This is a genomic window from Solitalea agri, assembly GCF_023914155.1.
GTDB classification, from domain to species: Bacteria; Bacteroidota; Bacteroidia; order Sphingobacteriales; family Sphingobacteriaceae; genus Solitalea; species Solitalea agri.
In genome coordinates, this window is sequence record NZ_JAMWYS010000035.1 from 131,264 (window position 1) to 158,015 (window position 26,752).

Here is a 26,752-nt window from a genome sequence, read left to right on the forward strand (position 1 = left end):
CTATTATTTATTTTATGCGTGCATTTAGTTTTGCATTTATTTCTAGGGCACAAGAAAGAAATTATCTTTGCTATCCTTTTTAATTGTTTATGAAGACTATAATAGATCTTTTTGAAGAAAGTGTAGCTAAATATAGCAATAATCCATTTTTGTGGGAGAAGCGCGGTGATACGTTTGAACCACTATCTTATGCGCAAACCCATGCTCAGGTTCATCAACTGGGCGCAGGGTTAATGGCTTTGGGAGTTGAAAAAAATGATAAGGTTGCATTTCTTTCTGAAGGCCGCAACACATGGATAATAGGTGAATTGGGAATATTATATGCTGGTGCTATTAATGTTCCTTTATCAGTTAAGTTGGAAGAAAGTAACGATTTGATCTTTCGCATTATACATTCCGATGCTAAGTTTATAATGGTTTCAGGGAGACATCTTTCTAAGATAAGAGCTATTATTACCAATTTACCGAATGTAGAAAAGGTCATTGTTTTTGATGAGCTTGATCAATACGAAGAAAGGGAGATGTTTATCGGTGATATTTTGAAAATGGGAACCGATTTCCTGAATACAAAACCATCAGCATTTGAGAATCGCTATAAATTAATTAAGGATAACGATTATGCAAATATCAGTTATACCTCCGGAACTACTGCCGATCCTAAGGGCATTATCCTTTCACATCGTAATTATACTGCTAATGTTGAACAGGCTTTGAGCCTGATGAATATTCCAACCAACTGGAGAACATTGATCATTTTGCCTCTGGATCATTGTTTTGCCCACGTTGCCGGTTTTTATAGCTTCATGGCTTCGGGTGCCAGTGTTGCCACGGTTGACCCTGGTAAGAACACTATGGACACGCTTAAGAATATTCCGATAAATATGAAGGAAATTAGACCGAATCTCCTTTTAAGTGTTCCTGCATTGGCTAAAAACTTCAAAAAAAATATTGAAACATCCATTAAGCAGAAGGGAGGCTTTACGGAAAAGCTTTTCAATCACGCCCTGAAAATAGCCTACAACTACAATCAGGAAGGATTTAATAAAGGGAAGGGTATTCACCTTCTGTATAAACCTTTGCTTGCAATCTATGATAAACTGGTTTTCTCAAAAGTTCGGGATGCGTTTGGGGGACAGCTTAGTTTCTTTATTGGAGGAGGGGCTCTCCTAGATATTGACTTACAACGCTTTTTTTATGCAATAGGGGTTCCTATGTTCCAGGGTTATGGCCTTTCTGAAGCTACTCCTATCATTTCGTCTAACTCAGTAAAAAAGCACAAATTAGGTTCATCAGGGTATTTGGTACAGCCAATGGAGCTCAAGATTTGCGATGATAATGGAAATGCCTTGCCAGTTGGACAAAAGGGAGAGATAGTGATCAAGGGTGAAAACGTTATGATTGGCTACTGGAAGAATGAATTGGCTACCGACGAAACAATTAAGAACGGTTGGCTCCATACGGGCGATTTGGGATATATGGATGCGGATGGTTTCTTGTACGTTTTGGGCAGGTTTAAGAGTCTATTAATAGGGAGCGACGGCGAAAAATATAGTCCTGAAGGTATTGAAGAGTCGATGGTGCAAAACTCGAAGTATATAGATCAGGTAATGCTCCATAATAATCAGGATGCGTATACTACTGCATTACTTGTACCTAATAAAGAATCATTAAAGGCTTATTTGAAACAACGTAATTTAAATTGGGATAGTAAAGAGGGAAAGAGGGAGGCTATTAAACTATTGCAGTCGGAGGTTAATGAATATAAAGGTAAAGGTAAATTTGCAGGTATGTTTCCTGAGCGCTGGTTACCTGCTACATTTGCTGTTCTGCCAGAAGGATTTACCGAGCAAAACCACTTTTTAAATAGTACTATGAAAATGGTTAGAGGTAAAATAACAGATTATTATCAATCACGAATTGATGCATTATATACTTCTGAAGGAAAAAATGTTTTAAATGACGATAATCTTAAATCGTTAAACTGATAAAAAAGAAGCGGCCGATAAAGAAATTATCGGCCGCTATTGCTCAAAAAAATTAAAGATTAATTGTTTTCATCTTCCCTGAATGCTTTGTAGCAAGAAACGATGTACCATAGGCATCCTATGGAAATCATTATCAATTCTGGGATAGAAATACCTGTATACGTGCCTACCACTAATGTTACGATCATTAACAATGCAGGGAGGATTATTTCTTTACGATAAAATTTGCTTTCTGTTTGCTCATTGATTTCTTCTCCAGGGATCTCATAAACTGATGAAGCTTTGGATAATCGAGAAACATGAGGAATTTTTTCTCTTTGAGGTTTTGTTTTTAAACTCAAAGGTTTTGTGTCAAAGTTTAATTCCATAGAGTAGATTGTTTTTGCCCGGTCAAAATTATTTCTTTTTGCGTAATTAAAAATTAAAACAGCCAAGTATTTTTATTTTACGTACATATACGTAGTTAATAAGATAACTATTATTACTGAAGGTTTAATTACTTTAGCTAAAATAAATTACCGGAAGATGCACAGTTATTTTCTGTTAATCATAGAACTATTGTATTCCGCTGATTTGTTTTTAGGAATACTTAATGAAATCCAATCACCTTTTTTAATAAGCTTTCCTAGTTGAACAATCTGTCCAACGTGATAGGCATAATGATTTACCTGGCGATTAATTGCATCTAAAGCAGTATGCGCTTCAGCCCGAATGAAAACCGTTTTTAAGAGGTCTTTTTCATCCATTGAGCTAAGAAGTGTAGTAAGGATCAGCCAACCCTCCTCCCAAATTTTTAACAGCTTTTCTGTAGATAGTTGCTGTTCATTAAATTCCGCATCACGGTTACGGTTTGGTTTTTCTCCATCTGAAGTAAAGAAGTCTGTAAACCTTGATTTCATATTGCCGCTGATATGTTGTATCTGAATGGCTATACTATTAGTGTTTTCATCAGGTGTAAAGTGCATTTCTTGCTCTGTGAGTTGAGCAAAAGTTCTTTCTGCCAGATCTTTTTGAGATGCAAATACCTTTTTAATGTTTTCAAGGTAAACTTGTCCAATTGTTTCCATTTATTAGCCAAATAAGTAACCGAATACTTCTTCTATTTTACCTACACTAACAATGGCAATGTTAAATCGTTTTAAGTCGAGTGATTTTTGATTGTATTTTGAAATGAATATTTGATCGAATCCAAGTTTTTCAGCTTCAGCAATTCGTTGCTCAATACGGTTTACGGCTCTTATTTCACCTGAAAGACCGACCTCGGCGGCAAAACAGGTTTTATATGAAACAGGAATATCTTCGTTTGATGAGATGATTGCAACAACGAGTCCTAGGTCAATAGCTGGGTCCTCAATCCGAATACCTCCGGTAATATTTACAAAAACATCTTTCATTCCCAGTTTAAAGCCACCCCGTTTTTCAAGTACTGCCAACAGCATGTTCATACGTCGTGTATCAAAACCTGTGGCAGAACGCTGAGGTGTTCCATAAGCCGAATGACTTACCAGGGCCTGTGTCTCGACTAGCATTGTACGTGCACCTTCTAGGGTAGCTGATACTGTAACGCCACTTAGAGGCTCATCACGCTGCGATAATAGTATTTCCGATGGATTAGACACCTCACGTAGTCCGTTGCCCTGCATCTCATAAATGCCCAATTCTGATGCCGAGCCAAATCGGTTTTTCACAGCTCTTAAAATTCGGTAAGAATAATGTCGATCTCCTTCAAATTGGAGTACAGTATCAACCATGTGCTCCAGAATTTTTGGGCCTGCAATCATACCGTCTTTGGTGATATGGCCAATAAGGAATACTGGAGTTGAAGTTTCTTTGGCAAAGCGTAGTAATTCTGCTGTGCATTCACGGACTTGGGAAACACTTCCCGGTGTTGATTCAATGTGAGCTGAATAAAGCGTTTGAATAGAGTCGACAACTACTATTCCCGGTTCAAGCTCTTCTATTTGCTTAAAAATATTTTGGGTCGATGTTTCTGTTAGAATGTAGCACTCACCGTTTTGCATACTTTGCTCCAAACGTTCGGCTCTCATTTTGATCTGTTGATCACTTTCTTCGCCAGAAACATATAAAACCCGATGACCTTTTAGCTGCAAGGCTAACTGTAACATCAGTGTTGACTTTCCAATGCCAGGTTCTCCTCCAATTAGTATCAATGAGCCTGGAACAATGCCGCCACCAAGCACCCGATTCAATTCCCCATCAATGGTTTGAATTCGAGATTGTTCCCTGTAGTTTATAGCGTTGATTTCCTGAGGCTTCTGTGCTCGTTGTGTGCTGGTAGATTGAGAAGCAGCCTTCCAATCAGGTATACTGGTATTGGGCTTTTCAATAACTTCTTCTACAAAGGTATTCCATGCCGAACAAGCAGGGCATTTGCCAAGCCATTTCGGCGATTGATAGCCACAGCTTTGACAGAAATAAGAGGTTTTTATTTTTGACACGTTGTTAATTTGAAAATTTGAGGGTGTGAAAATTTGAAAATTATGGCAATTGCAAAATTGTGTTACCCTATAATTTTCAAATCTTCAAATTAACCTATTTTCAAATTAAAACGAGATTTCTTCTTCGTTCGGATTAAAGAAATGATACTCGGTAAGCGTATAGGAAGTAACAGCTTTAATTTTCACCCATTTACGATACTTGAATAACCATTTCATTCTAATAGAAGGAAGTCCTTTAGTTAGATAAGCCGCAATGTAAGGGTGAACGCAAAGTGTAATGCTATTCTCATTCTGCTCTTCTAAAATGTATTGGAGGTTATTCTGAATATCATCAACCAGTGTAATGGTTGCTTTTACCTCTCCGCTTCCATTACAAGTAGGGCATTTTTCTACCGTTACGATGTTCATTTCAGGGCGAACGCGCTGACGAGTGATCTGAACTAATCCGAATTTGCTAGGAGGAAGTATAGTATGTTTTGCACGATCTTCCGACATTTCTTTTCGCAAGGCATCATACAATGCTTTGCGGTTTGTCGGTTTGTGCATATCAATAAAGTCGATAACAATGATGCCACCTAAATCGCGTAAGCGAAGTTGACGGGCAATTTCTTTAGCCGCTTCAATGTTTACCATTAAAGCATTCTCCTCTTGTGTGTCTTCACTTGCATTACGGTTACCGCTGTTTACATCGATAACGTGCATTGCTTCTGTGCTTTCAATGATCAGGTATGCACCACCATGAAAGTTTACTGTGCGTCCAAAGGCTGTTTTGATCTGCCTTTCAATTCCATACTGCTCAAAAAGGGCCTCACGACCTTTATGCAGTTTGACAATTTTCTCCTGCTCAGGAGCTATGTTATGGATATATGAACGGATCTCCTCGTAAATGCTCTGTTCATCCACAACAATATTCTGGAAATCGGGGCTTAAAATGTCGCGTAAAATACTCGATGTTCTGTCAATTTCCCCTAACACTTTACGGGTAGGTTCTGCAGATTTTAAACGACGTGCAAACTCCTCCCATTTATTGATTAATTCAGTAAGATCTGCATGTAGTTCAGCAACACCTTTGTTTTCAGAAACTGTGCGAATAATTACACCAAAGTTTTTTGGTTTAATGCTTTCGATCAGTTTTCTTAAACGCATGCGTTCTGTAGAACTTTTGATCTTCTTAGAAATGGAAATGGTATCGGAAAACGGAACTAATACAACAAATCGACCGGCCAGTGAAATATCTGAGCTCAGACGGGGGCCTTTTGTTGAAATGGGTTCTTTAGCAATTTGAACTGGAATTAGCTGGCTTTTACTGAGAACTTCAGAAATCTTTCCACTCTTATTAATATCCTCTTCCCCATTAAAGCTCTGCAGATTATGATAGTTATGACTTCCATTGCGCACTTCCTTGGTTACTTTTAATAACGAACGTACCTGCGGCCCAAGGTCCAGGTAATGCAAAAAAGCATCCTTCTCATAACCTACATCCACAAAAGCGGCATTTAATCCCGGCATAATTTTTTTAATACGTCCAAGATAAATATCACCCACAGCATAATTTTTATTACGCTGTTCCTGATGTAGCTCTATAAGTTGTTTATCTTTTAATAAGGCGATGGTAACTCCGGTAGGAGTTGAGTTGATTAGAAGTTCCTTTACCAAAAAATAAATCCTTGATAATTCCAATGGTCCATAATATGGGCACATTGGAGTTAGTTATAAATACAGTTAATTCTCTGTTTGATTCCAATGAAAAACAAGGACACAAGCGCATTAGTTTGCAGTTCATGTCCTTGTAAGCAATAATAGCGAAAAGAAGATTAATTATTTCTTCTTATGTCTGTTTTTTCTTAAGCGTTTTTTGCGCTTATGAGTAGCCATTTTATGTCTTTTTCTTTTCTTACCGCTTGGCATAATTTCAACTCGTTTAAAGTGTTACAATTTATTTAAGCTCTTTTATTATCATGTCGACCTGCGAAGTAAACTGCGGGTCAACGATGAATTCTTTTGCTTTCTGATAAGCCTCAATTGCTTTAGCCTTTTCACCCATGTTGCGATAAGTTTCGCCGAGGTAAAAGTAAGCTTCACCACTTGGGGCTTTCTTCAGAACGGTGATAAAGCGTTTTTCCGCTTTATCATATTGGCCTGATCGCATTGAGAACAAACCTAAACTATAGTTTGCCTTAATATTCTCAGGATCTTTTTCAACAACCCCTCGGAGCAAGGTTATGCCCTGCATAGGGGCTTGAGTGTTTTCAACATAACAAATTCCCAAGCCTGTTTTAGCATCAAGGTTTTCCGGGTCGAGATTAAGCACCTGTTGATAAGCGTCAATAGCTTTATCGGCAACAAAGCGAACAACTAAACTATCGCTGATAGAAGCTATGCCGGTTTGTAATTTTTCACCTGCCAAAAGCCAGTTGTTGACATCTGGTCGGGCTTTGGCTACATCATAATAGTATAAACCGCTGATGTAACTTAAACCTCTGTCAGTAGTTTCCCACTGTTTTGCCAATGATTTTTTCAACTCTGTGTTTTGAGGATCTTTTGCCAATCTAGCTTCCAGATCTTCAATTTGCTTAACACTGCCCGCTTCTAATTGCTTTTTAGCAGATATAGAAATCGATTGTATTGAAATTTCCGAAGAAGCTTGCGCATTCTCCGGCTTTTTACCCTCATTAGGGTTTACCAACCCTTTGATGTCAAGTGAATACAGTGCACCAACCAGTATGACTGATGATCCGATAATGAGTATTTGTTTTCTCGACAACAATTTAATAGGGGTTTAAAATTACATTTCTACTTTTTCCTCTGCAGAAGCAGCCATTTTAGCTTTTGCACTGCTGTTTTTTACTTTCTCTACGAAAACTTTTGCAGGCTTGAAGCTTGGGATAAAGTGTTCAGGGATAATAATAGCAGTGTTTTTAGAGATATTTCTGGCAGTTTTTTCAGCTCTTTTCTTGATAACAAAGCTTCCAAAGCCTCTTACATACACGTTATCGCCCTCAATCATTGAGTTTTTGATTACCTTAAAGAACGCTTCTACGCATTCCGCTACATCAACTTTCTCAATTCCAGTTTTTTGTGCAATTTCTGCAATTACCTCAGCTTTAGTCATCTTTTTTCTTTTTAAAGTCCTAACGTCTTCATTAATTTGGGGTTGCAAAGTTATGTGTTTAAACCGATTATAAAAATCTAAAAAATATTTTTTTAAAATGTTTGTTGAAGAAGTTACAAAGTGGTACGAAATAAACAGTCGTGAGTTGCCTTGGCGCAACACTTCCGATGCTTATATAATATGGCTCTCAGAGATTATATTACAGCAAACACGGGTGGAGCAGGGGATGCCCTATTTTTATAAATTTAAGGAGCGATTTGTTACTGTGAATGACTTTGCTCAAGCTTCTGAAGATGAAGTTCTTAAGTTGTGGCAAGGGCTTGGTTATTACTCCAGAGCAAGGAATATGCATGCGACTGCAAAATCGGTAATGACTGATCATAATGGAGTGTTTCCAACGGATTATTATCAACTACTAAAACTTAAAGGAATTGGGGAGTACACCGCTGCTGCTATATCATCTTTTTCATCAAATGCTCCCCATGCTGTAGTTGATGGAAATGTTTATAGGTTGTTATCAAGGTATTTTGGCATATCCACTCCTATCGATTCGACTAAAGGCAAAAAGCAGTTTAAAGAGTTGGCTTACGATTTATTGAAAGAAGCGGTTCCTCGAGTTTATAATCAGGCAGTTATGGAGTTTGGGGCAATTCAATGTAAGCCGGCTAATCCGAATTGCGAAAATTGTCCTTTGCAGATTAATTGTGTTGCTTATATACAGCAAACAATTAGTTCATTACCCGTTAAATCGAAGAAGACAGCTGTTAAAGAGCGTTTTTTTAATTATCTTATTTTTCGAAATAATAACAACTTATTGCTGAATAAGCGTGTCAGCAAAGATATCTGGCAAAACATGTATGACTTCCCGTTAGTTGAAAGCCAAACCAGATTAAGTGAACAGGAGTTGGTTTCATCTAGTCAATTTCAAGATATTGTAAACGCGAATGACGCACTGATAATGTCCGTTTCAAATGAGCAAAAGCATGTGCTTTCTCATCAGATTATCTATGCTAAGTTTTGGGAGATTGAAAGTAAATATCCGAAAACCAGCTTATTGGAAAATGAATTTTGGGTAGGTGAGGAGGAGTTTGAAAGTTATGCTTTCCCAAAATTAGTTGATAATTATTTAAAAAAGTTTTAACTTATTCTGATAAATCAATTTTACGCTCTAATACAATTTATCTATGTCTGGAATTAATAAAGTTATTCTGGTTGGACATTTGGGCAAGGATCCCGAATTAAGACACCTGGAAGGCGGAGTAAAGGTAGCTAGTTTTCCTTTGGCCACTTCCGAAACATACACCAAGGATGGTAAAAAAATTGAACAGACCGAATGGCACAATATTGTAATGTGGCGTGGCTTGGCAGATATTGCTGAAAAATTTCTGGTGAAAGGGAAACTGGTTTACATTGAAGGTAAATTGCGCACTCGTTCATGGGAAGACAAAGAAGGTCACAAACGTTATCAAACAGAAATAGTTGCCGACAATTTTACCATGCTTGGCCGAAAAAGTGATAATGAGCCTGTTAACGGGGGCTACCAATCTACCGGAACCTATGATGGTTCACATGGAACAACAAAAGTTGAGGAGCACATTCCAGCTGCAATCTCTGCAAATCAGGATGCTCCTGAAGACGATCTTCCTTTTTAATCTTAACATCTAATGATACTAAAGCAGGCTTCCTACAAGAAGCCTGCTTTTTTTGTTTTAAATTACTGATTAATAGTTAATTGTAATTATTAACTTTAAGCTACCTCGTGTTAATTAAACCTTCTATTCTAAACTAAAAATCTAAACTTATGGCAACCAATATTATTGATAGCTTAAAAGGCTTAGTATCACCTGATCTTATTTCACAAGCTTCTACTTTGTTAGGTGAATCGTCAGGGAGTGTTAATTCAGCTCTTGGCACCGCATTTCCAAGCATTTTGGCAGGGCTGTTAAATAAATCTTCTGATAGCTCATCAATGAGTAGTTTGTTTAGTATGATCCAAGGGGCGGGTACCAGCAATATCCTTTCTAATCCCTCTGATTTGATTTCAGGCTTAAGTGGTGGAGGGAGTGGTATAATCGATCAAGGTAAACAATTTTTATCCTCTTTATTTGGCAGTAAAACCGCTGATTTGTCAACAATGATTGGTACTGCATCAGGGGTTAGGAGTTCATCTGCTTCCTCTATTTTGAGTATAGCGGCCCCTTTGGTTATGAGTTTTTTAGGGAGCAAAATAAGCAGTGAAGGGCTTGGATTAAGCGGACTAACCAGCTATTTAAGTAGCCAAAAAGATAATATCATAAATGCAGCACCTGCCGGATTAGGCAGCTTGTTAGGAATTGGTAGTTTATCAAGTTTAGGATCAAGTGCTGCCAATGCAGTACAGGATACAGTTACTGGTGCTCGTAGACAAGCTGAGAATGCCGCCAATCAGGCTTCTGGTAGCTCCTCAACGATTAGAAACCTGTTGCTGCTTGCCGTAGCAGCTTTAGCAGTTTTCTTTTTATGGAGAAGCTGTAATAAGAAACCTGATGTAACCGAAGTTCCTCCAACTATTGATTCAATGGTGGACAAGGCCAAAACAATGGCTGATTCGGCAGCCTCTATGGCTACAGATGCAGTTGCGAAGTTGGGTGCCTTCTTCAAAAAGAAATTACCTAATGGAATCGAATTGAATATTCCGGAAATGGGTATTGAGAATAAGCTTATTGCTTTTATTGAAGATACCAGCAAGCCGGTTGATAAAACAACTTGGTTTTCTTTTGATCGGTTGACCTTTGAAACGGGGTCTGCAGTTTTAAAACCTGAATCAAACGAACAATTGACTAACATTGCTGAGATTTTGAAGGCGTATCCTAATGTGGAGGTTAAATTGGGTGGTTATACAGATAATGTTGGAGATGCTGCAGCTAATTTGAAACTTTCCACCGATAGGGCTAATAACGTTAAAGCAGAACTTGAGAAATTAGGGATTGATGGAAAACGTATTGAAGCCGAAGGCTATGGTCAGGAACATCCAGTGGCAAGTAATGATACCGAGGAAGGCAAAGCACAAAATCGTAGGATAGATATTAGAGTGACTAAGAAATAATTAACATAATAAACCTAAGATTGACAAAGGGCGGTGTTTATGGAACTCCGCCCTTCGCAATTATTAAATAGACCAATCTTGCTTTCGGGCATCTTTACCAAGTGCATAACTGCCAACTTCATTGCCGTTGTCATTAAGCATTTGTAAACTTAGCTTTCTTGTATTTGCTTTAAGTTTAATTAAAGTACGCTCCCCATTCTGAGGACCACCTCCTATAATAATCGGATAGTTATGTGTACCTGGTTTTCGATCATGCACTTTGTAGGTATGGGTGTGTCCACAAATGACCATGTCAACCTTCCCCTTGTTGAACAAATCAGCAAACATTTTACGTGAATGCGTACTCCCATGCTCTTCTTCAGAATAATAATGAGGTATATGCATTAATACTACTCGAAACGATGCCTTTCTGAATTCCGGCTTTTTTATTTCATTGGCTAACCATTGCGCTTGAACTTCACGATAATGATCAAAATCTACAATTCCGGCGTACACAGGATGGGTGTCTTCCTTGTCTTCGCCGGTGTCTAAACAAACAAAACGCACAGGTCCTTGAGTAAAGGCGAAGAAAAAATTGCCCGAAATATTGTCGAAGTAGTTTACAAACTCACGGGCAAATTTGCCGCGGGTTTCATGATTACCACGCACATACATGAAAGGTGTTTTTGTAGCAAAGGCATCTGTGCAGGGTTTTAACATATGATTGATAATTTGTTTTTCATCAGTTTGATAGTCGAACATATCACCATTGAAGAAAATCAAGTCATATGGGTCGTTTTTGTTAAGATTTATTAAATGACCGATGCTTTCCGGACGGTCGTGAAGGTCATTCATTATTAGCATTGAAACATTATCCGACTTTGTTTCAAATGTTTTAAATGAATAGGATTCGCTATTTAGTGTTTTGCCATAAGTGACTTTGTATGGTTTGAAATCGAGAATTTCTTTGGCAACAACCCGGTATTGGTAAACTTTACCTGATTCTAAGTTCTCAAGCTTGATTTTATTTAAACCACAGTTTGCTTCAATTAATCCATTATGTGAAGCATACGCCTTCTTGTCCAAAATGCCATTCTCGCCATAGTCAATCCAACAGAATGCTTTTTTATTGGTAAGCCACATTATAGTTATTGAAGTTGCTGTGGGGCTTTGTAAGTAAGGCAATGTTAAAAATCCAAATTCTTCCTCTTCCTTTATTAATTCACCCGCTTTAGAAATAAATGGAGTTGATATTAATGCTCCGAGTGCTCCGGCTTTAGATACCAAGCTAACAAACCCACGACGAGATATAGATTTTTTACTCATAATCTTAAATAGGAATTCAAATGGGTTTCAAGGTATTTCAATTTTATAGCAATAAAAAAAGCCATGGTTATAAGACCATGGCTTTTTATGCTTTTTAGCGTTAATCAAACGATTGTTTTAATTTCAGCTTATTTTACGGCAATACTTAATTCATTTAGTTGCTCATTGGCGATTGTCGAAGGCGAATCAATCATCACATCACGGCCTGAGTTGTTTTTAGGGAATGCAATCACGTCGCGAATGGTATCTAAGCCCGCAAATAATGAGCATAAACGATCGAATCCAAAAGCGATACCACCATGCGGAGGGGCTCCGAATTCAAATGCATCCATTAAGAATCCAAACTGTTTATGAGCCTCTTCTTGGCTAAATCCTAAATGTTTGAACATCAGGCTTTGTAATTCTTTGTTATGGATACGAATAGAACCTCCACCAATTTCGGTTCCGTTTAGTACCATATCATAGGCATTGGCACGAACAGCTCCGGGGTCAGTTTCCAACAAGGCAATATCTTCAGGTTTTGGAGAAGTGAACGGATGGTGCATTGCATGCCAACGGCCACTTTCTTCGTCAAACTCCAATAACGGAAAGTCTAATACCCAAAGTGGAGCAAACGTATTTTTGTCGCGGAAACCTAAACGATTACCCATTTCTAAACGAAGTTCATTTAGTGCTTTGCGGGTTTTGTCAGCTTTTCCGGCAAGGATCAAAATCAGATCACCTTTTTCGGCTCCGAAAGCGCTTACCCATTTTTGGAGTTCTTCTTCCGAGTAGAATTTATCAACTGACGATTTGATGGTTCCATCTTCGTTATAACGACAATAAACTAAACCTGTGGCGCCAATCTGTGGTTTTTTAACAAAGTCGGTTAACTCATCAACCTGCTTACGAGTGTATTGAGCGCACCCTTTTGCGCAAATACCCACAACAAGTTCGGCATCATCAAAAACTTTAAAGTCTTTCCCTTTTACTACATCATTCAGTTCAACAAACTTCATATCAAAACGAATATCCGGTTTGTCGGAACCATAGTATTTCATAGCGTCAGCATAGGTCATGCGTGGAACCTCGGCGATGTCAATTCCTTTAATCGACTTAAATAAATGTTTAAATAAGCCTTCAAACATATTTAAAATGTCTTCCTGCTCAACAAAGCTCATCTCGCAGTCGATTTGAGTAAACTCCGGTTGGCGGTCGGCACGTAAGTCTTCATCACGGAAACATTTTACAATCTGAAAATAGCGGTCAAAACCAGAAACCATTAACAGCTGCTTAAACGTTTGCGGTGATTGAGGAAGCGCATAAAACTCTCCCGGGTTCATACGACTAGGTACCACAAAGTCGCGAGCACCTTCAGGCGTTGATTTGATCAATACCGGTGTTTCCACCTCAATAAACTTATGATTGCTTAAATAATTGCGGGTTTCATGAGCCATTTTATGGCGAAGCTCCATGTTTTTACGCACAACCGCACGACGTAAATCGAGGTAACGGTACTTCATGCGTAAATCATCACCACCATCGGTTTCATCTTCAATTAAGAAAGGAACCGTTTTGGCAGCATTTAATATTTCCAGTTTTGAAATTTTAATTTCGATTTCTCCGGTAGGTATCTTTAAATTTTTGCTCGAACGCTCAATAACCTTTCCGGTTATTTTAATAACAAACTCGCGGCCCAATTTACGTCCTTCGGCACACAGCTGCTCGTTATCATCCATGTTAAAAACTAACTGGGTAATTCCGTAGCGGTCACGTAAATCAATAAATGTCATTCCTCCCAAATCACGCGATTTGGCAACCCATCCGCTCAGGGTAACTTCGGCTCCTAAATCTTTTATAGTTAACTCTCCGCAAGTGTGTGTTCTATGCATATGCTTATGTTTTGCAGTCTGTTGAGGCGCAAAAGTAATTATTTACACCGAAATTAGATAGGTGTTGATATTCAATTAAAGTAGGAAAATCTAACTAAATTGAACCTTGCAATGTCATTTTATTACTTAAAAGACATTTTAACTGAATTTTCGAAAAAAAATTTCATCTATGTGCAACATTCTTTAATTGGTTCATGTCATTACATCGTAAAACAAATCCATTGGAAACACTAGTTCTCGACAGGCACATAGACCTGGTAGAAAAATGTCGAACGGGTAGCAGTAAAGCGCAGTATGAACTTTACCGCTTGTACTCCCGCAGTATGTTTAGCGTGGCAATGCGCATATTAAATGATACAGGAGATGCCGAAGACGTGTTACAGGAGTCGTTTATTGATGCTTTTGATAAGCTCAACAGCTTTAGAAGTGAGTCGACTTTTGGTGCATGGCTTAAGCGTATTGTCATTAACAATTCGATCAATTATTTACGTGCACGAAGAGTAAAGTTTGAAGACATTGACATGCATCCAGAGGTTGATATTGAAGATGAAACTTTTGACGAAGAAGAAATAACTCTTAAAGTAGATGAAGTAAGGCGGGCTATTCAGCAATTGGCGGATGGGTATCGAACGGTTCTCACGCTGTATTTGTTCGAGGGGTACGACCATGAAGAAATTGCCGAAATATTAAAGGTAAGCGAATCGACTTCACGAACTCAATACATACGGGCTAAGAAAAGGTTGCTGGAGATTTTGAAACAGTAGCCAGTCTGCAGTAAGTAATCTCCAGTAGGATGGAGAATAAAATTGAAGAAATTAGAATAAAAATGGATTTAAGATTGAGGCTTATCTCAAATCAAAAATCTCAAATCCCAAATCTCAAATAAGATGAAAAATCGTTTGGAAAAATTTGTTGAAGAACACCGTGATGAATTTGATGTTTATGAACCAAGTGCTGAGGTGTGGCGCTCAATTGAGAAAACCATGCGAAAGGAACCGAAAGTGTTCAAGCTGAATTTTAACTGGCGCATTGCAGCAGCCATCGCCCTTATAATTGGTTTCGGTGTCACTGTTTTCAGAGTGGTTAACCGCCCTCCGCAGCCAGAGGATAGTCTGGCTCGTATTAATCCGGAGTATGCGCAAACTGCCTATCACATGGCAGCCCTAATCGATATTAAACGAGATGAGCTTAAGCGTATTCAAAAGGAGCAACCTGAATTATACAAGGAGTTTTCAGGTGATTTGGAACGGCTTGACAAGAACTACCAGTCAATGAAGGTTCAGTTAAGTGGGGCTGCTAACCAGGAAAAACTGGTAGAAGCGATGATCCAGAATTTACAATTGCAGATCGATCTGTTAAATCAACAGTTAACAATAATTCAAAGAATAAACAGCAAAAATAATCAGTATGAGAACAAGGGTATTGCATTGTAAATTTTTACTCATGGCCTTTTTGTTGCTTGCTGTAGAGGCAAGTGCTAAAGACGGTGAAAGTGCAGGGTTTGGAGTTGAGAAAACAAAAAAAGTAATAAGAGCTTACCAGGTAAGCACAAAAGATAAGCTTTTTATCGATAATAAATTTGGCTCGGTTACTATAAACACATGGGAAAAAAGCGAATTTAAAGTTGAAATAACGGTTATTGCAAATGATAACTCGGATGAAAAAGCCCAAAAGCAACTCGACAGAGTTACTATTTCCGATAGCAAATCAGGCAATGAAGTTCGTTTTGTGACTAACATTGCCAGCGGCAATAGTTGGAATTGGAAGGGTGATGATAAAAAAGGACTTGAAGTGAATTACTCAGTTTATATGCCATCATCTAACTCATTAAGTATTATCAATAAATACGGGCCTACAAAAATAGCTGATTTTAATGGTCCATTAAGCGTTGATCAAAGCTATGGAGGTTTTACCGCCGGTAACTTGAAAAGCAACTCGAACTCGATTATTATTAGGTACGGCAGTGGCACAGTGGAAAGTGTTAAAACGGGAAGCTTTGATGTATCTTATTCAAAGTTAAGCATTGGCAAAGCGGGTAATGTTTCTGTAGTTCACCGGTATGGCAATCTGGATATTGATGAAGTAGACCAGTTAAGTGCTGATATCGATTATTCAGGAATAAGGATTAACCAGATCAATCAGTCTGGATCCATTAACAGTAAATATTCCAGTGGTGTTAAGTTGAATAATGTTTCACGTTCTTTAAAATCATTGGTAATTAATGCTGCCTATTCAGGGGTTTCGTTAAGTTTCGCAGATGATGCAGCCTTTGACGTATCCGTTAATGTATCATATGGGGATTTTGGATATAATCACGACAAATCAACTACCTTAACAGAGTCGGGTGCGGATGGGAAAAATTGGAAACCATCGAAGAGCTTTAGTGGGCATTATGGCTCCGGTACGATCAATGGTAAAATAGCAATCACTACCAGGTACGGAAATGTGAAATTCAACTAGTTGCTAAAATTATATTTGAATGTTAAGCCCGGTTTACCGGGCTTTTCTTTTTTATTGGGTATAGAGTATTCTAATAATTATCTTCGGGCTCTTTAAAACTATTAATGATCTATGGAATGGATTACCAATCCCGATGCTTGGTTGGGACTTTTAACTTTAACATTTCTTGAAATTGTATTAGGAGTTGATAATATTATTTTCATCTCTATTGCTTCAGGCAAACTACCGCCTGAATTACGTAAAAAAGCAACCAATATCGGTTTGTTATTAGCAATGGTTTTACGTATCGTTCTATTGTTAGGTATTAACGTACTGATCTCTATGAAAAAACCTTGGATTAGTTTCCATGCTTCGTGGTTTCATGGCGATTTTTCAGGCCAAAGCTTGATTTTGCTTGCGGGTGGAATCTTTTTATTGTATAAAAGTACATCTGAAATTCACCATAAATTGGAAGGCGAAGAGCATCCGGAGCAATCAACTACAAAAAAGGCAGCGGCTAGTCTAGGCAGCGCAATACTTCAAATTACTGTTATTAACATTGTGTTTTCATTCGACTCAATTTTGACAGCTGTGGGAATGACCAATGGACTACCGAATGCACTTATTTTAATGATTGTTGCAGTGGTATTATCAATGGCTGTTATGATGCTTTTTGCGGCTCCTGTTGGAAAGTTTGTAAACGACCATCCAACCATTCAGATGTTAGGTATGGCATTTTTAATTTTGATTGGCTTTATGCTGATAACAGAATCGGCGCATTTGGGGCATGTTGTCGTTATGGGTAGTGAGGTTGGCGCCATTCCCAAAGGATACCTATACTTTGCTATTGCGTTTTCGCTTGGCGTGGAGTTCTTGAATATGCGCTTGAGAAAAAAAGGAACACCTGTTCATTTGCATTCCAGAACAGAGTAATAATAATACTATTTCATCAACACTAAAGGCCTGTTTACAAACAGGCCTTTAGTGTTTAAAAGTTGATATACAACAATAGTTATTCTTTTTGAGATACGGACGTACTATCTGTTTTAGCCAATATTTGCAGTCTTAATGGAGCATAGCCCAACGATTTTAATGTAAGCAATCCGTAAGTAGTTTCCCCGTTTTTTATTGTCTTTCCTGATAAATTATATCTTGTAAGTTCATCCTTGAATTTTTCATTAGCAGCGTTTGCAACAAGCATGTTTCCGCCTGAAATAGCAGGCCCAAGTATTAATCCTAATGGAAAGGAACTGGTTTGAACACCATTTTTAGCTGTAGTAAGTTTAGTTGGAGTTAAAAGCAAATAAAGTAAATAAATGGGTATACTTTGTTTTACATCATTATATACGACTTGAGGAGAGACTTGCACGGCAGGTGCGTCATAAGCCAGTAGTTTTATGTCTTCATTAAAAACCAGGTCTTTTCCTGATTTGTTATTGATCTTAACTGCTACTACCTGATTATTCGTTTTCACTTCTCGTCGGGCATATTTCCGATTCCCTTTTTCTTGTAACACGTTATAAGCATAGCTTAAGGTTACATTTTTGGTATTGGACTCCCCCTGATAGCTTATTGTTTCAGGTGTTAAAGAGCGGTAAGTTGAAGCACAGCTGGTTAATAAGGTTGATGATAATGCTAACGCAATTACTTTTTTTACGCAAAGGTTCATAGATGAAAATTTCTTTTTGATGGCCTGTTAAAATTTGCGCAAAAGTATTTCTTTTTAGATATATAATTAAACTATTCTGCACATAACTCCTTTCAAATATTCCGATTCGGGAAACGAAGCTAAAATTGGATGGTCTTCTGGGTGCCCGAATTGCTCAATAAACTGCACTTCTTTTCCAGCATCTAATGCAGCCCAAGCCACTGCCTGTTTTAACATATTCAATTCAACACCACCGGAACAAGAAAAGGTAGCCAATAATCCTCCAGATTTCAATATTTTTAAAGCCTGAAGGTTAAGGTCTTTATAGGCTCTCAACGCTCTGTCAACCGCCGAACGGCTTGGAGCAAGTTTTGGTGGGTCGAGAATAATCAAATCAAAATTTCTATTTTCTTCCTGAAAACGACGTAAAGTAGCATTTGAGTCGCCTTTAACTAACTCGTTTTCTGAATAATCAATTCCATTGGCTTGATGATTACGTCGTACCATGTCGATAGCTAATGCCGACGAATCAACGCTTGTTACTGATTTAGCACCGGCTTTTCTTGCATTGAGTGTAAATCCTCCTGCATAGCAAAAGCAATCAAGAACGTTTAATCCGTTTGCATAATCACTTACACGTTTTCGAGTGTTGCGTTGATCTAAGAAATAGCCCGATTTTTGACCGTCAGCTATATTAACCACGAATTTTAATCCATTTTCAGTTATTTCGGTGAACTCTTGTGGCTCCTTACCAATCAGCAATCCATTAGATGCTTTCAGGCCTTCTAAGCTTCTTGCGGTGGCGTCACTGCGTTCATATATTCCCGTAGGTTTTAATAATTCAAACAGATACGAAGCGATCAGTTGCTTTCTTACTTCAGTCCCTACTGTAAGTACCTGCATTACTAAATAATCAGCGTATTTATCGACAATTAAGCCTGGTAAACCATCAGCTTCACTATAAATTAGTCGAAAAGAGTTGGTGTCAGTTGATGTTAACAAATTTTGGCGGCGGTCAATCGATGCTTTAATTTTCCCTTTCCACCATTGATCATCTACTTCAAGCTCTTCAACCCACTCAATGGCTCTAACCGCAATTTTGGATAGTTTGTTAAAGTATCCATAAGCAAGAAATTCATTTTTTGAATTGATAAGTCTAACTATTTCACCTTGATCAGGGGTTTGCTTTATTGTTTCCAAAGCTCCTGAAAATACCCAGGGATGATGCTGCTTTACCGCTTTGTCTTTTCCGGCTTTAAGCTGAAGAGTTTTCATGCGACAAAAGTAGACTTTTGATTACACAGATTAGTATTAGTTTTGTACCATGATATTCAAATTTGATGAGGATCCGGGCGTTTCGACCGATGAGTTTTATATGAAACAGGCACTTAAAGAAGCTCAACTGGCCTTTGAAGCTGATGAGGTGCCCGTTGGAGCCATTGTAGTTTGCAGGAACCGAATCATTGCCCGTGCTCATAATCTTACCGAACGATTAAATGATGTGACCGCACATGCCGAAATGCAGGCCATTACGGCTGCTGCCAATTTTCTGAACGGGAAGTATTTAGATGAATGTACGTTGTACGTAACACTTGAACCCTGTGTTATGTGTTCTGGAGCCTTACATTGGGCTCAAATCGCCAGAATTGTGTTTGGAGCCTTTGATCCTAAACGCGGTTTTATGCGCTTAATCCCAAGTCCTTTGCATCCGAAAACAGAATTTGTGGGTGGTATTTTAGAAAATGAATGCGGACAATTGGTTAAAGATTTCTTTAAAAAAAAGAGATAAAGGGATTTTAGAAGGCAGATTTACGATTTCCGAAATTGGTAAAGTTGTGTGTTGCTCTAATCTTGAAACCGTCAGTCTCTCATCTCTTTTATACTTTAATTAAAATCTTGCAGTTTGCCAATAATTAATTAATTCCAAACAAGTAATTTTACCAACAAACCATTAATGGTTTCAATGGTTATCTATTCATCTATTGTTTAACTATATAAATCTATAAAAATGTCATTTGAACTACCTGCGTTGCCATACGCTTTTGACGCCCTTGAGCCAAATATCGATAAATTAACTATGGAGATTCACCATGGTAAACATCACCAGGCTTATGTAACTAATCTTAACAATGCTATTAAAGGTACTGATGCTGAAAACTTGAGTATTGAAGAGATCTGTAAAAACGTATCTAAATACCCTGCTGCTGTTCGCAATAATGGTGGTGGTCACTACAATCACTCCTTATTTTGGTCAGTAATCGGCCCAAATGCCGGTGGTTTGCCAACCGGTGATTTAGCTAATGCAATCAATAGTGCATTCGGATCATTTGAAGCTTTTAAAGAGAAATTTGCAACCGCGGGTGCTACTCGTTTTGGTTCGGGATGGGCTTGGTTATTAGTAAAAGATGGTAAGTTGGAAGTTTCTTCAACTCCTAATCAGGATAATCCGTTAATGGACGTAGCTGAGGTAAAAGGTACTCCAATTTTAGGGATGGATGTATGGGAACATGCTTACTATTTAAAATATCAAAATCGTCGTCCAGATTATATCTCTGCTTTCTTCAATGTTATTAATTGGACTGCAGTTGCTGAGCGTTTCGCTAAAGCAAAATAATCACAGATCAGATAAAAATAAAACCCCTGATTCAATATTGAGTCAGGGGTTTTATTTTAGTATTTTGCTTGTAACCAATTTAGTTGGTTTGCTTTACATCTGAATAAATGATGCGCAATTTCATGCTGTAGCTAAGTCCTTTAGGGCCACCAAATACAGCGCGTTCACCAGAAATTGCCGGATTATCAAATGTTAAGAACAAGTTATCATCATTGGCTTTTCCATCCAGGATATCCTGAACGTACTTGGTTACTAATATTGAATAATTCTTTTTACTTGAATTATAATAACCACTATACTCTGCCCCTGCAGGCCTATAACGAGTGTCAGAAATGTTATTGTCGGCTATCTGAATGAATGAGCCTGATTTGTTTTGTCCTTGATTTAGGAGGATACGTGCAGGACCAGTAAAAGTTCCATCACTTCCCGGATCTACGGTTACAATAAGTTCAGCTTTATTGATCGCTCTTTTGCTGTCTTTATTGATCAATTTAATGTATGGGAACTTCACTTTTGTTTTTACTCCAGCCATTGACTGAACATAAACTGTTTGTTGTGTATTGGTTCCGCCGCCTAGTAAAGTTTCAATAATTGTTCCGGCATAATCATGTTTAAAATAGTTACTTTGAGCAACTCCTCCCGATAACCTGAGAGTATGGAAAGTGGTATCAGTTGCATTATGATAGTAAAAATTTATTACTGATTTGTCGGTAGTTTGAACATTCAGTTTAAATATTCCGCCCAAACCTGTTGTTCCATTAGGATCAATTCGAAGTTTGATTCCTTTGAAATATGAATTAAAGTTAGCCGTACTTTCATATATTGATGAAGGGGCATTAACAAACTTTTGGATAGCATAATTTTTATCGATCGGAACTCGAATTTGTGCCTCAGCTGTTTTTAAGGTATCAGGTTTATCATTGATAAAATCCATAACTTTTATCTTGTTCAAGTTTGGTGTTATCAATGCCGTTCCAATGGGGGTGGCATTTTTTGGGTTGAAGTACTGATTAGAATAATAGGAAGTATCAACTCTCATCGGATCGCCAAGTTCCTCAACAATAAAGCGAAACTTAGAAGTAGCGGAACCATAGAAAGTGTTTGCCAATTTTGATGTATCCTGGTAAGCTAGGACCAATACTGCCGAATCGAGTACAGCCTCGGCAGGAAATGCAAATGCTGCGGAGTCTGGTTTTACAAATTGAGTATTTAGTTCTGCATAACTTTTGCCAAAAATAGCATCGTTCATATAGCCTAAAAGTTTGGTATTGTTGGCTGCAACGTTTCCATTGTTGGAAAAACGGTTGTCGGTTCGAACTGGCAAGTCGGCAACTAATTGCGATTGGACAGTAAATGTATCTACCTGAATACCGTTTTGATAATCTGTATCGTTTAATCCGATTCCATCTGGGTTTTCACAACCCGAAAAAATAAAAAGACTTATTAATAAAATTAATAAGTCTAGTTTAACTAATTTCATATATGATTTAATGATCTCTAATTACTTATTAAGCTGAAATCAATTCTGCGTTAGCCATTTCTTCGTAAAATTGCGCGTAGACTTCAGTTTGCTCAAAGTTAGTATAATTCATGACAGGTTTACCGCATGAGGCAATAAATTCTTCAACTTTTGGATCAATTTTCTCGTCGCCCTTAATTACAGCATCTGCAAAGCCGATTGCTCCCATATGAAGAGCGTTATTGGTTGCCGGGGCATAATGAACAAGATCTTCTTCGGTCATTTGGCTCATTACCGCTTTTTTGCTGAAATCAGCGTTTAAAACTTCGCTGAATTCGTTTTCATAAACCGAATAAGTAACCTTCGTGTTCTTAAACATTGGGTCGTTTTTATAGGTGGTTTTTAAATAAGCAGGTACTAAACTGCTCATCCATCCATGACAATGTACTATGTCAGGTGTCCATCCTAATTTTTTAACGGTTTCAATTGCACCTTTGCTGAAGAAAATGGTACGTTCATCGTTATCATCAAAGAACTTTTCTTTATCATCTCTAAAAACGTGCTTACGCTGGAAATATTCTTCATTATCTAAAAAATATACCTGCATTTTTGCACCTTGAATCGAAGCCACCTTGATAATCAGCGGGTTGTCGTTGTCGTTGATCACAATATTCATTCCCGATAGGCGAATCACTTCGTGCAAACGGTTGCGACGTTCGTTAATGCAACCGAAACGGGGCATTAAAACTCTGATCTCATAACCTTGCTCTTGGATTGCTTGTGGAAGTTGGCGGGTGATCTTTGCAATTTCAGTCAACTCTAAAAACGGCGACATCTCGTGGGTGATGTACAGAACCTTCTTCTTTGCCATGCTCTTCTTTACTTAAACTAATTGTGTACTAAGCCAATAATGGTGCAAATATACGAATATTTTATTAATTATAAAGGAATTATAGAATATGTCTTGCATTTTAGGTTTGGTTTTTGCAAAATTTGCGGATTTTAAACTTATTCAAGTTGCTACAAATAATTACTACAAAAGCTGAAATGCAGCAAATAGCCACGGCTATAAAGGTTCAAGGCAAAACTTTGGGGTTCGTTCCAACCATGGGTGCTCTCCATAATGGACACTTAAATCTTATCGCCCGCTCTATTGAAGAAAATGATATAACGGTTTGTAGTATTTTCGTTAATCCCACCCAGTTTAATGATCCTTCAGATTTGGAACGATATCCTCGTCCGGTTGAAGCCGATGTTGAAAAATTACAAAGAGCTAAATGTGACTACTTATTTATGCCTTCTGTGGAGGAAATGTATGCAAAAGGAGAGACTTGGCATTTAGATTTAGGGTATTTAGAAAATATTCTGGAAGGCGCATTCCGTCCAGGACATTATCAGGGAGTAACACAGATTGTAAAAAAGCTGTTTGACATTGTACAACCAACCAATGCTTATTTTGGCCAAAAGGATTTTCAGCAAGTAATGGTGGTGAAAAAAATGGTTGAACTATTTAATCTACCGGTAAATATAATTCGATGTCCTACTGTAAGAGAAGAAGAAGGCTTAGCTATGAGTTCCAGAAATGTTCATTTAAGCGATTCGGAACATAAGTTGGCATTAAAACTTTCACAAACATTAACGTTTATTAAGAACAACAGATTAACTACAGGTTTGTCGGATGTTTTGAATGAGGCCAAAACACAATTAACATCCCCGCCAATTGTTCTTGAATACCTGGTTATAGTTGATGGGGCCACTTTGAATGAAATAACAGCATGGGAGCAATCGAAGGAGCCAGTTGCCTTACTTGCCGCTAAAGTTGGTAAAACCAGGTTGATTGATAATATGGTGTTGTAAATATCACCCCCTAATAGTTGTTTTGTTGCGTTGTTGCGTAAAACACACTCTCGATACGGCTTATACTCGACGTATATACGACGTATATAAGGCTTTGATACGTCCTGAAATAACTATACAGATTAGTGAATAAATCCTGGATTAACTATACATTGGATGTTGTTAATCCTAATTGAACTATACAGGCTGTTTTCGAAGTTACTTTTTTAGTGTGTATGCGTCGTATATGCGTCGAGTATACGTCTAGTATACGTCGAGTATACGTTGAGTATACGTCGAGTATGCGTCTGCCCCGTCCTGAAATAACTATATAGATTAGTGAATAAATCTTGTGTTAACTATACACTGGATGTTGTTAATCTTTTTCGATACATCTTTTTTTGATGTATAGCTATAATACGACGAGACAAAGCATTACGTCGCATGATAAAAGCGTGTATTACTTCCTAAGATTTCAGACAAGTTTTTTTCTAATCTATACAGTTTTAAGCTGTTGGTAGACTGTTTTCATTGTTTTGTATGCAATTTTATAAATAAGATTAATTTCCTTACAGAACGAATCTCACTGATTTACAAGGGGTATTTGAAATCTCGAAACTTATTCTAATTTTTGTGGCAAGAATATTGTTGTTTAAACAACGGAAAAAAATGGGTCAATTTGTACACAAATAATTTAAATTGGCTTAAATATTGTCCATAAGTATTTTTTTGAGGAAAAAAATACCCAGTTTTGGATTAATTAGTTTTATATCATAAATTTTGCTCATAAACAGAAAAGTTACTTACAGCTAAACAAGATAAATGGCTTAAAAAATACTCACTCTCCTAATCTAAAATTCCCGCTCTCCATTCAAATCAACTGATGCATGTAGTTATTACATGTCGAACCTTTTATGATCATCAATGATTAGGGATACTCAATCATTTAATATTCATGTTTTAATTAATTCTAAGAAGGCTTTTCTAAAGCTCATGCTTTTGATATGCTTTATTTTCTTAGGGTTAGCTACCTATGGGCAATCAGTTGGTGATTATCAATCGAATGTTAATACATCCGGAAATTGGTCTGCATTATCTTCTTGGCAAAGATGGAATGGATCTGCATGGGTCACACCAACCTCTACTGAGGGTTATCCAGGTGAGAAGACAGGAACAGGTACTGTAACTATTTTGGATGGTGATCACATTACCCTCGATGTCAATGTAACAAAAGTCTTTACAGCTTTAGTTATTGGACCTGGATCAACAGGAAGTAGTCTATTGGTTGACGGTGATTTTAGCCTTTCAACTTCCCTCGTAACGATTAATACGGGAGGAGAAATGAAATTTTCTAAGAATAAATCACTTACATTGCCAGACCCCAATGCTGTTTTGCAACTTAACGGTGGGACACTGGATGAAGATGCTAATTGCAGTAATAATGTTGCGATATTTATAAGTACAAGAAAATATGCTGTATGTACTGGAGGAGGAAATGCGGATTTTACATTTGCTGATCTTAATAAAGGAAATGGCACAATCGCTTCAAATCCATCATATAATTCTCCTGCTTGTGCAGGAAATAACCTGCAACTGAACGGGGCTTTTACGGGAGCAAATGTAATTGGAACTACTACTTATCCTGTAAGCTATAATTGGAGTGTTACAAATCCTTCAGGTACTATTACACCTTACAGCACTAAGGATGTGACTATATCAAGTGCTGTTGCGGGGAATTATTCAGCAAAGTTGACTGTCTCCTTTACAATTGGTTCTACAACCTACTCAAACTTTAAAACTATTTCAGTTACAGTTAATGCGCTACCAACAGTATCCATTTCCGGCAGTTCAACAATTTGCGCAACCGGATCAACTACCCTAACTCCAACCACAGGCGGAACATGGTTAAGCAATAATCCTTCTGTTGCCACTGTTACCAATGCGGGGGTAGTATCGGGCGTTGCAGCGGGTAGCACTACATTCACTTTTACCAGTTCAACCACAGGATGTTCATCTACTACTTCAGCGGTATCAGTTTATTCTGCAATTACTGGAAATACTTTACCAAGTGGTACGACTGCAAATTGCGGTTTAAATACATTTATTAATGCAGGTCAGCCATCAGGTGGTTACAACTCCACTTACACTTACCAATGGGAGACATCCTCGGACGGCACTACTTGGTCTACAGTCCCATCATCCAATACCCAAGGGTTGTCAACAGGTACTCTGACTTCCACTACTTACTTTAGAAGGATTGTATCATCAGGAAATTGCGCTACAAGTGTTTCAAATACAATTGTTTATACTATAACCAATACTCCTTTTTCGAGTAATACAATTTCTATTAACGGACCTTCTGTGGGTTGTGGAATGGTAGCTCCTTGGTCACTTGAAGGGTTGCAACCTACTGGTGGATACAATAGTACATATACGTATCAATGGCAAAGCTCCACAACAAGTGCAAGTGCTGGATTTACAAATATTCCAGGAGCTACGGGACAACAATATAGTCCTGGTACATTAAATCAAACAACCTACTTTAAACGTATTGCTATATCAGGTGGATGTTCTTTTGAAAGTAATGTATTAGTTTTAACAGTAGGGACAACTACCCCTGCTGTTCCAACCATTACTTCTACGGCGGCCACCTGTTCAGCAGCAGGCAACAGTACCATTAGCAATTATAATTCAACCTACACCTATACCTTTAGTCCATCAGGACCAAGTGTCGGAACAGGCGGGGTAATTAGTGGCATGACTGCTGGCACCTCTTACACCGTAACGGCCAGTAACGGAGGCTGTACTTCAGCTCCATCTTCCGCATTTAGTAATGCGGCGATGTTAGTAACGCCAGCTGTTCCAACCATTACTCCTACGGCGGCCACCTGTTCAGCAGCAGGCAGCAGTACGATCAGCAATTATGTAGCGGGCACCAC

Annotated in this window: 24 protein-coding genes; 12 read left to right on the forward strand and 12 right to left on the reverse strand. The window is 38.0% G+C overall.

Annotation, left to right across the window (positions count from 1 at the left end):
- Positions 1-89 precede the first annotated feature (89 nt).
- A complete protein-coding gene (locus NF867_RS10915; RefSeq protein ID WP_252587987.1) occupies positions 90-1,985 on the forward strand; it encodes an AMP-dependent synthetase/ligase in 1,896 nt (631 codons plus the stop codon).
- A gap of 59 nt (positions 1,986-2,044) precedes the next feature.
- On the opposite strand, the gene NF867_RS10920 is transcribed toward NF867_RS10915, so the two are convergent.
- The 6 genes from NF867_RS10920 to NF867_RS10950 all read right to left on the reverse strand — a co-directional run bounded on the left by NF867_RS10920 (position 2,045) and on the right by NF867_RS10950 (position 7,592).
- Positions 2,045-2,353: a hypothetical protein gene (locus tag NF867_RS10920; protein WP_252587989.1), complete on the reverse strand. Its 309-nt coding sequence runs from the start codon at positions 2,351-2,353 to the stop codon at positions 2,045-2,047.
- A gap of 165 nt (positions 2,354-2,518) precedes the next feature.
- The gene (locus NF867_RS10925) at positions 2,519-3,052 is read right to left on the reverse strand and encodes a DUF1572 family protein (RefSeq protein ID WP_252587990.1); all 534 of its coding nucleotides are present in this window, start codon (positions 3,050-3,052) and stop codon (positions 2,519-2,521) included.
- Between the two features lie 3 nt (positions 3,053-3,055).
- Positions 3,056-4,444: a DNA repair protein RadA gene (gene radA / locus NF867_RS10930; protein WP_252587992.1), complete on the reverse strand. Its 1,389-nt coding sequence runs from the start codon at positions 4,442-4,444 to the stop codon at positions 3,056-3,058.
- 105 nt (positions 4,445-4,549) lie between these two features.
- Positions 4,550-6,100, reverse strand: a complete 1,551-nt coding sequence (locus tag NF867_RS10935) for an Rne/Rng family ribonuclease (RefSeq protein ID WP_252588032.1) — start codon at positions 6,098-6,100, stop codon at positions 4,550-4,552.
- A gap of 280 nt (positions 6,101-6,380) precedes the next feature.
- Positions 6,381-7,208, reverse strand: a complete 828-nt coding sequence (locus NF867_RS10945) for a tetratricopeptide repeat protein (protein ID WP_252587993.1) — start codon at positions 7,206-7,208, stop codon at positions 6,381-6,383.
- Between the two features lie 21 nt (positions 7,209-7,229).
- Positions 7,230-7,592, reverse strand: coding sequence for an HU family DNA-binding protein (locus NF867_RS10950; RefSeq protein WP_341870045.1), 363 nt, complete (start codon positions 7,590-7,592; stop codon positions 7,230-7,232).
- A gap of 61 nt (positions 7,593-7,653) precedes the next feature.
- On the opposite strand from NF867_RS10950, the gene mutY reads away from it, so the two are divergent.
- From mutY to NF867_RS10965, 3 genes are all read left to right on the forward strand, one after another.
- On the forward strand, positions 7,654-8,697 hold the full coding sequence (gene mutY / locus NF867_RS10955; protein WP_252587995.1) for an A/G-specific adenine glycosylase: 1,044 nt from the start codon (positions 7,654-7,656) through the stop codon (positions 8,695-8,697).
- Positions 8,698-8,740: 43 nt separating this feature from the next.
- Entirely contained in the window at positions 8,741-9,208 is a 468-nt protein-coding gene (locus NF867_RS10960; protein WP_252588000.1) for a single-stranded DNA-binding protein, read from the forward strand.
- 149 nt (positions 9,209-9,357) lie between these two features.
- Entirely contained in the window at positions 9,358-10,641 is a 1,284-nt protein-coding gene (locus tag NF867_RS10965; RefSeq protein WP_252588002.1) for an OmpA family protein, read from the forward strand.
- Positions 10,642-10,704: 63 nt separating this feature from the next.
- Here NF867_RS10965 and NF867_RS10970 read toward each other — a convergent pair whose 3' ends face one another.
- On the reverse strand, positions 10,705-11,946 hold the full coding sequence (locus NF867_RS10970; RefSeq protein ID WP_252588004.1) for a purple acid phosphatase family protein: 1,242 nt from the start codon (positions 11,944-11,946) through the stop codon (positions 10,705-10,707).
- A 128-nt stretch (positions 11,947-12,074) separates the two neighbouring features.
- Positions 12,075-13,817, reverse strand: coding sequence for an aspartate--tRNA ligase (gene aspS, locus NF867_RS10975; protein WP_252588006.1), 1,743 nt, complete (start codon positions 13,815-13,817; stop codon positions 12,075-12,077).
- Positions 13,818-14,038: 221 nt separating this feature from the next.
- Here aspS and NF867_RS10980 point away from each other — a divergent pair, with 221 nt between their 5' ends.
- The 4 genes from NF867_RS10980 (at position 14,039) to NF867_RS10995 (ending at position 17,189) form a co-directional block, all read left to right on the forward strand.
- The gene (locus tag NF867_RS10980; protein WP_252588008.1) at positions 14,039-14,581 is read left to right on the forward strand and encodes an RNA polymerase sigma factor; all 543 of its coding nucleotides are present in this window, start codon (positions 14,039-14,041) and stop codon (positions 14,579-14,581) included.
- A gap of 123 nt (positions 14,582-14,704) precedes the next feature.
- Positions 14,705-15,250 carry a hypothetical protein gene (locus NF867_RS10985; RefSeq protein ID WP_252588010.1) on the forward strand — a complete coding sequence of 182 codons (546 nt, stop codon included), beginning with the start codon at positions 14,705-14,707 and terminating at the stop codon, positions 15,248-15,250.
- Positions 15,225-16,277 (forward strand): hypothetical protein, encoded by a 1,053-nt coding sequence (locus NF867_RS10990; RefSeq protein ID WP_252588012.1) that lies wholly within the window; start codon positions 15,225-15,227, stop codon positions 16,275-16,277. Before NF867_RS10985 ends, NF867_RS10990 begins: the two co-directional genes overlap by 26 nt.
- A gap of 111 nt (positions 16,278-16,388) precedes the next feature.
- Positions 16,389-17,189: a TerC family protein gene (locus NF867_RS10995; RefSeq protein WP_252588014.1), complete on the forward strand. Its 801-nt coding sequence runs from the start codon at positions 16,389-16,391 to the stop codon at positions 17,187-17,189.
- 79 nt (positions 17,190-17,268) lie between these two features.
- Here the strand turns inward: NF867_RS10995 and NF867_RS11000 are convergent, their stop codons facing one another.
- Both NF867_RS11000 and NF867_RS11005 read right to left on the reverse strand, forming a co-directional pair.
- A complete protein-coding gene (locus NF867_RS11000; protein WP_252588015.1) occupies positions 17,269-17,925 on the reverse strand; it encodes a hypothetical protein in 657 nt (218 codons plus the stop codon).
- A gap of 66 nt (positions 17,926-17,991) precedes the next feature.
- Positions 17,992-19,179 (reverse strand): class I SAM-dependent rRNA methyltransferase, encoded by a 1,188-nt coding sequence (locus tag NF867_RS11005; RefSeq protein WP_252588017.1) that lies wholly within the window; start codon positions 19,177-19,179, stop codon positions 17,992-17,994.
- A 49-nt stretch (positions 19,180-19,228) separates the two neighbouring features.
- Between NF867_RS11005 and NF867_RS11010 the strand changes: the two genes are divergently transcribed.
- On the forward strand, positions 19,229-19,693 hold the full coding sequence (locus NF867_RS11010) for a nucleoside deaminase (protein WP_252588018.1): 465 nt from the start codon (positions 19,229-19,231) through the stop codon (positions 19,691-19,693).
- Between the two features lie 219 nt (positions 19,694-19,912).
- A complete protein-coding gene (locus NF867_RS11015) occupies positions 19,913-20,518 on the forward strand; it encodes a superoxide dismutase (protein ID WP_252588019.1) in 606 nt (201 codons plus the stop codon).
- A 79-nt stretch (positions 20,519-20,597) separates the two neighbouring features.
- On the opposite strand, the gene NF867_RS11020 is transcribed toward NF867_RS11015, so the two are convergent.
- Positions 20,598-21,998: a DUF4270 family protein gene (locus NF867_RS11020; protein WP_252588021.1), complete on the reverse strand. Its 1,401-nt coding sequence runs from the start codon at positions 21,996-21,998 to the stop codon at positions 20,598-20,600.
- A 28-nt stretch (positions 21,999-22,026) separates the two neighbouring features.
- Positions 22,027-22,848, reverse strand: a complete 822-nt coding sequence (locus NF867_RS11025) for a glycogen/starch synthase (protein ID WP_252588022.1) — start codon at positions 22,846-22,848, stop codon at positions 22,027-22,029.
- 146 nt (positions 22,849-22,994) lie between these two features.
- Between NF867_RS11025 and panC the strand changes: the two genes are divergently transcribed.
- Together panC and NF867_RS11035 are read left to right on the forward strand one after the other, a co-directional pair.
- Positions 22,995-23,834 carry a pantoate--beta-alanine ligase gene (gene panC, locus NF867_RS11030; protein ID WP_252588028.1) on the forward strand — a complete coding sequence of 280 codons (840 nt, stop codon included), beginning with the start codon at positions 22,995-22,997 and terminating at the stop codon, positions 23,832-23,834.
- Positions 23,835-24,806: 972 nt separating this feature from the next.
- Positions 24,807-26,752: hypothetical protein (locus NF867_RS11035; RefSeq protein WP_252588030.1), on the forward strand; the 1,946-nt coding region annotated here is incomplete at its 3' end.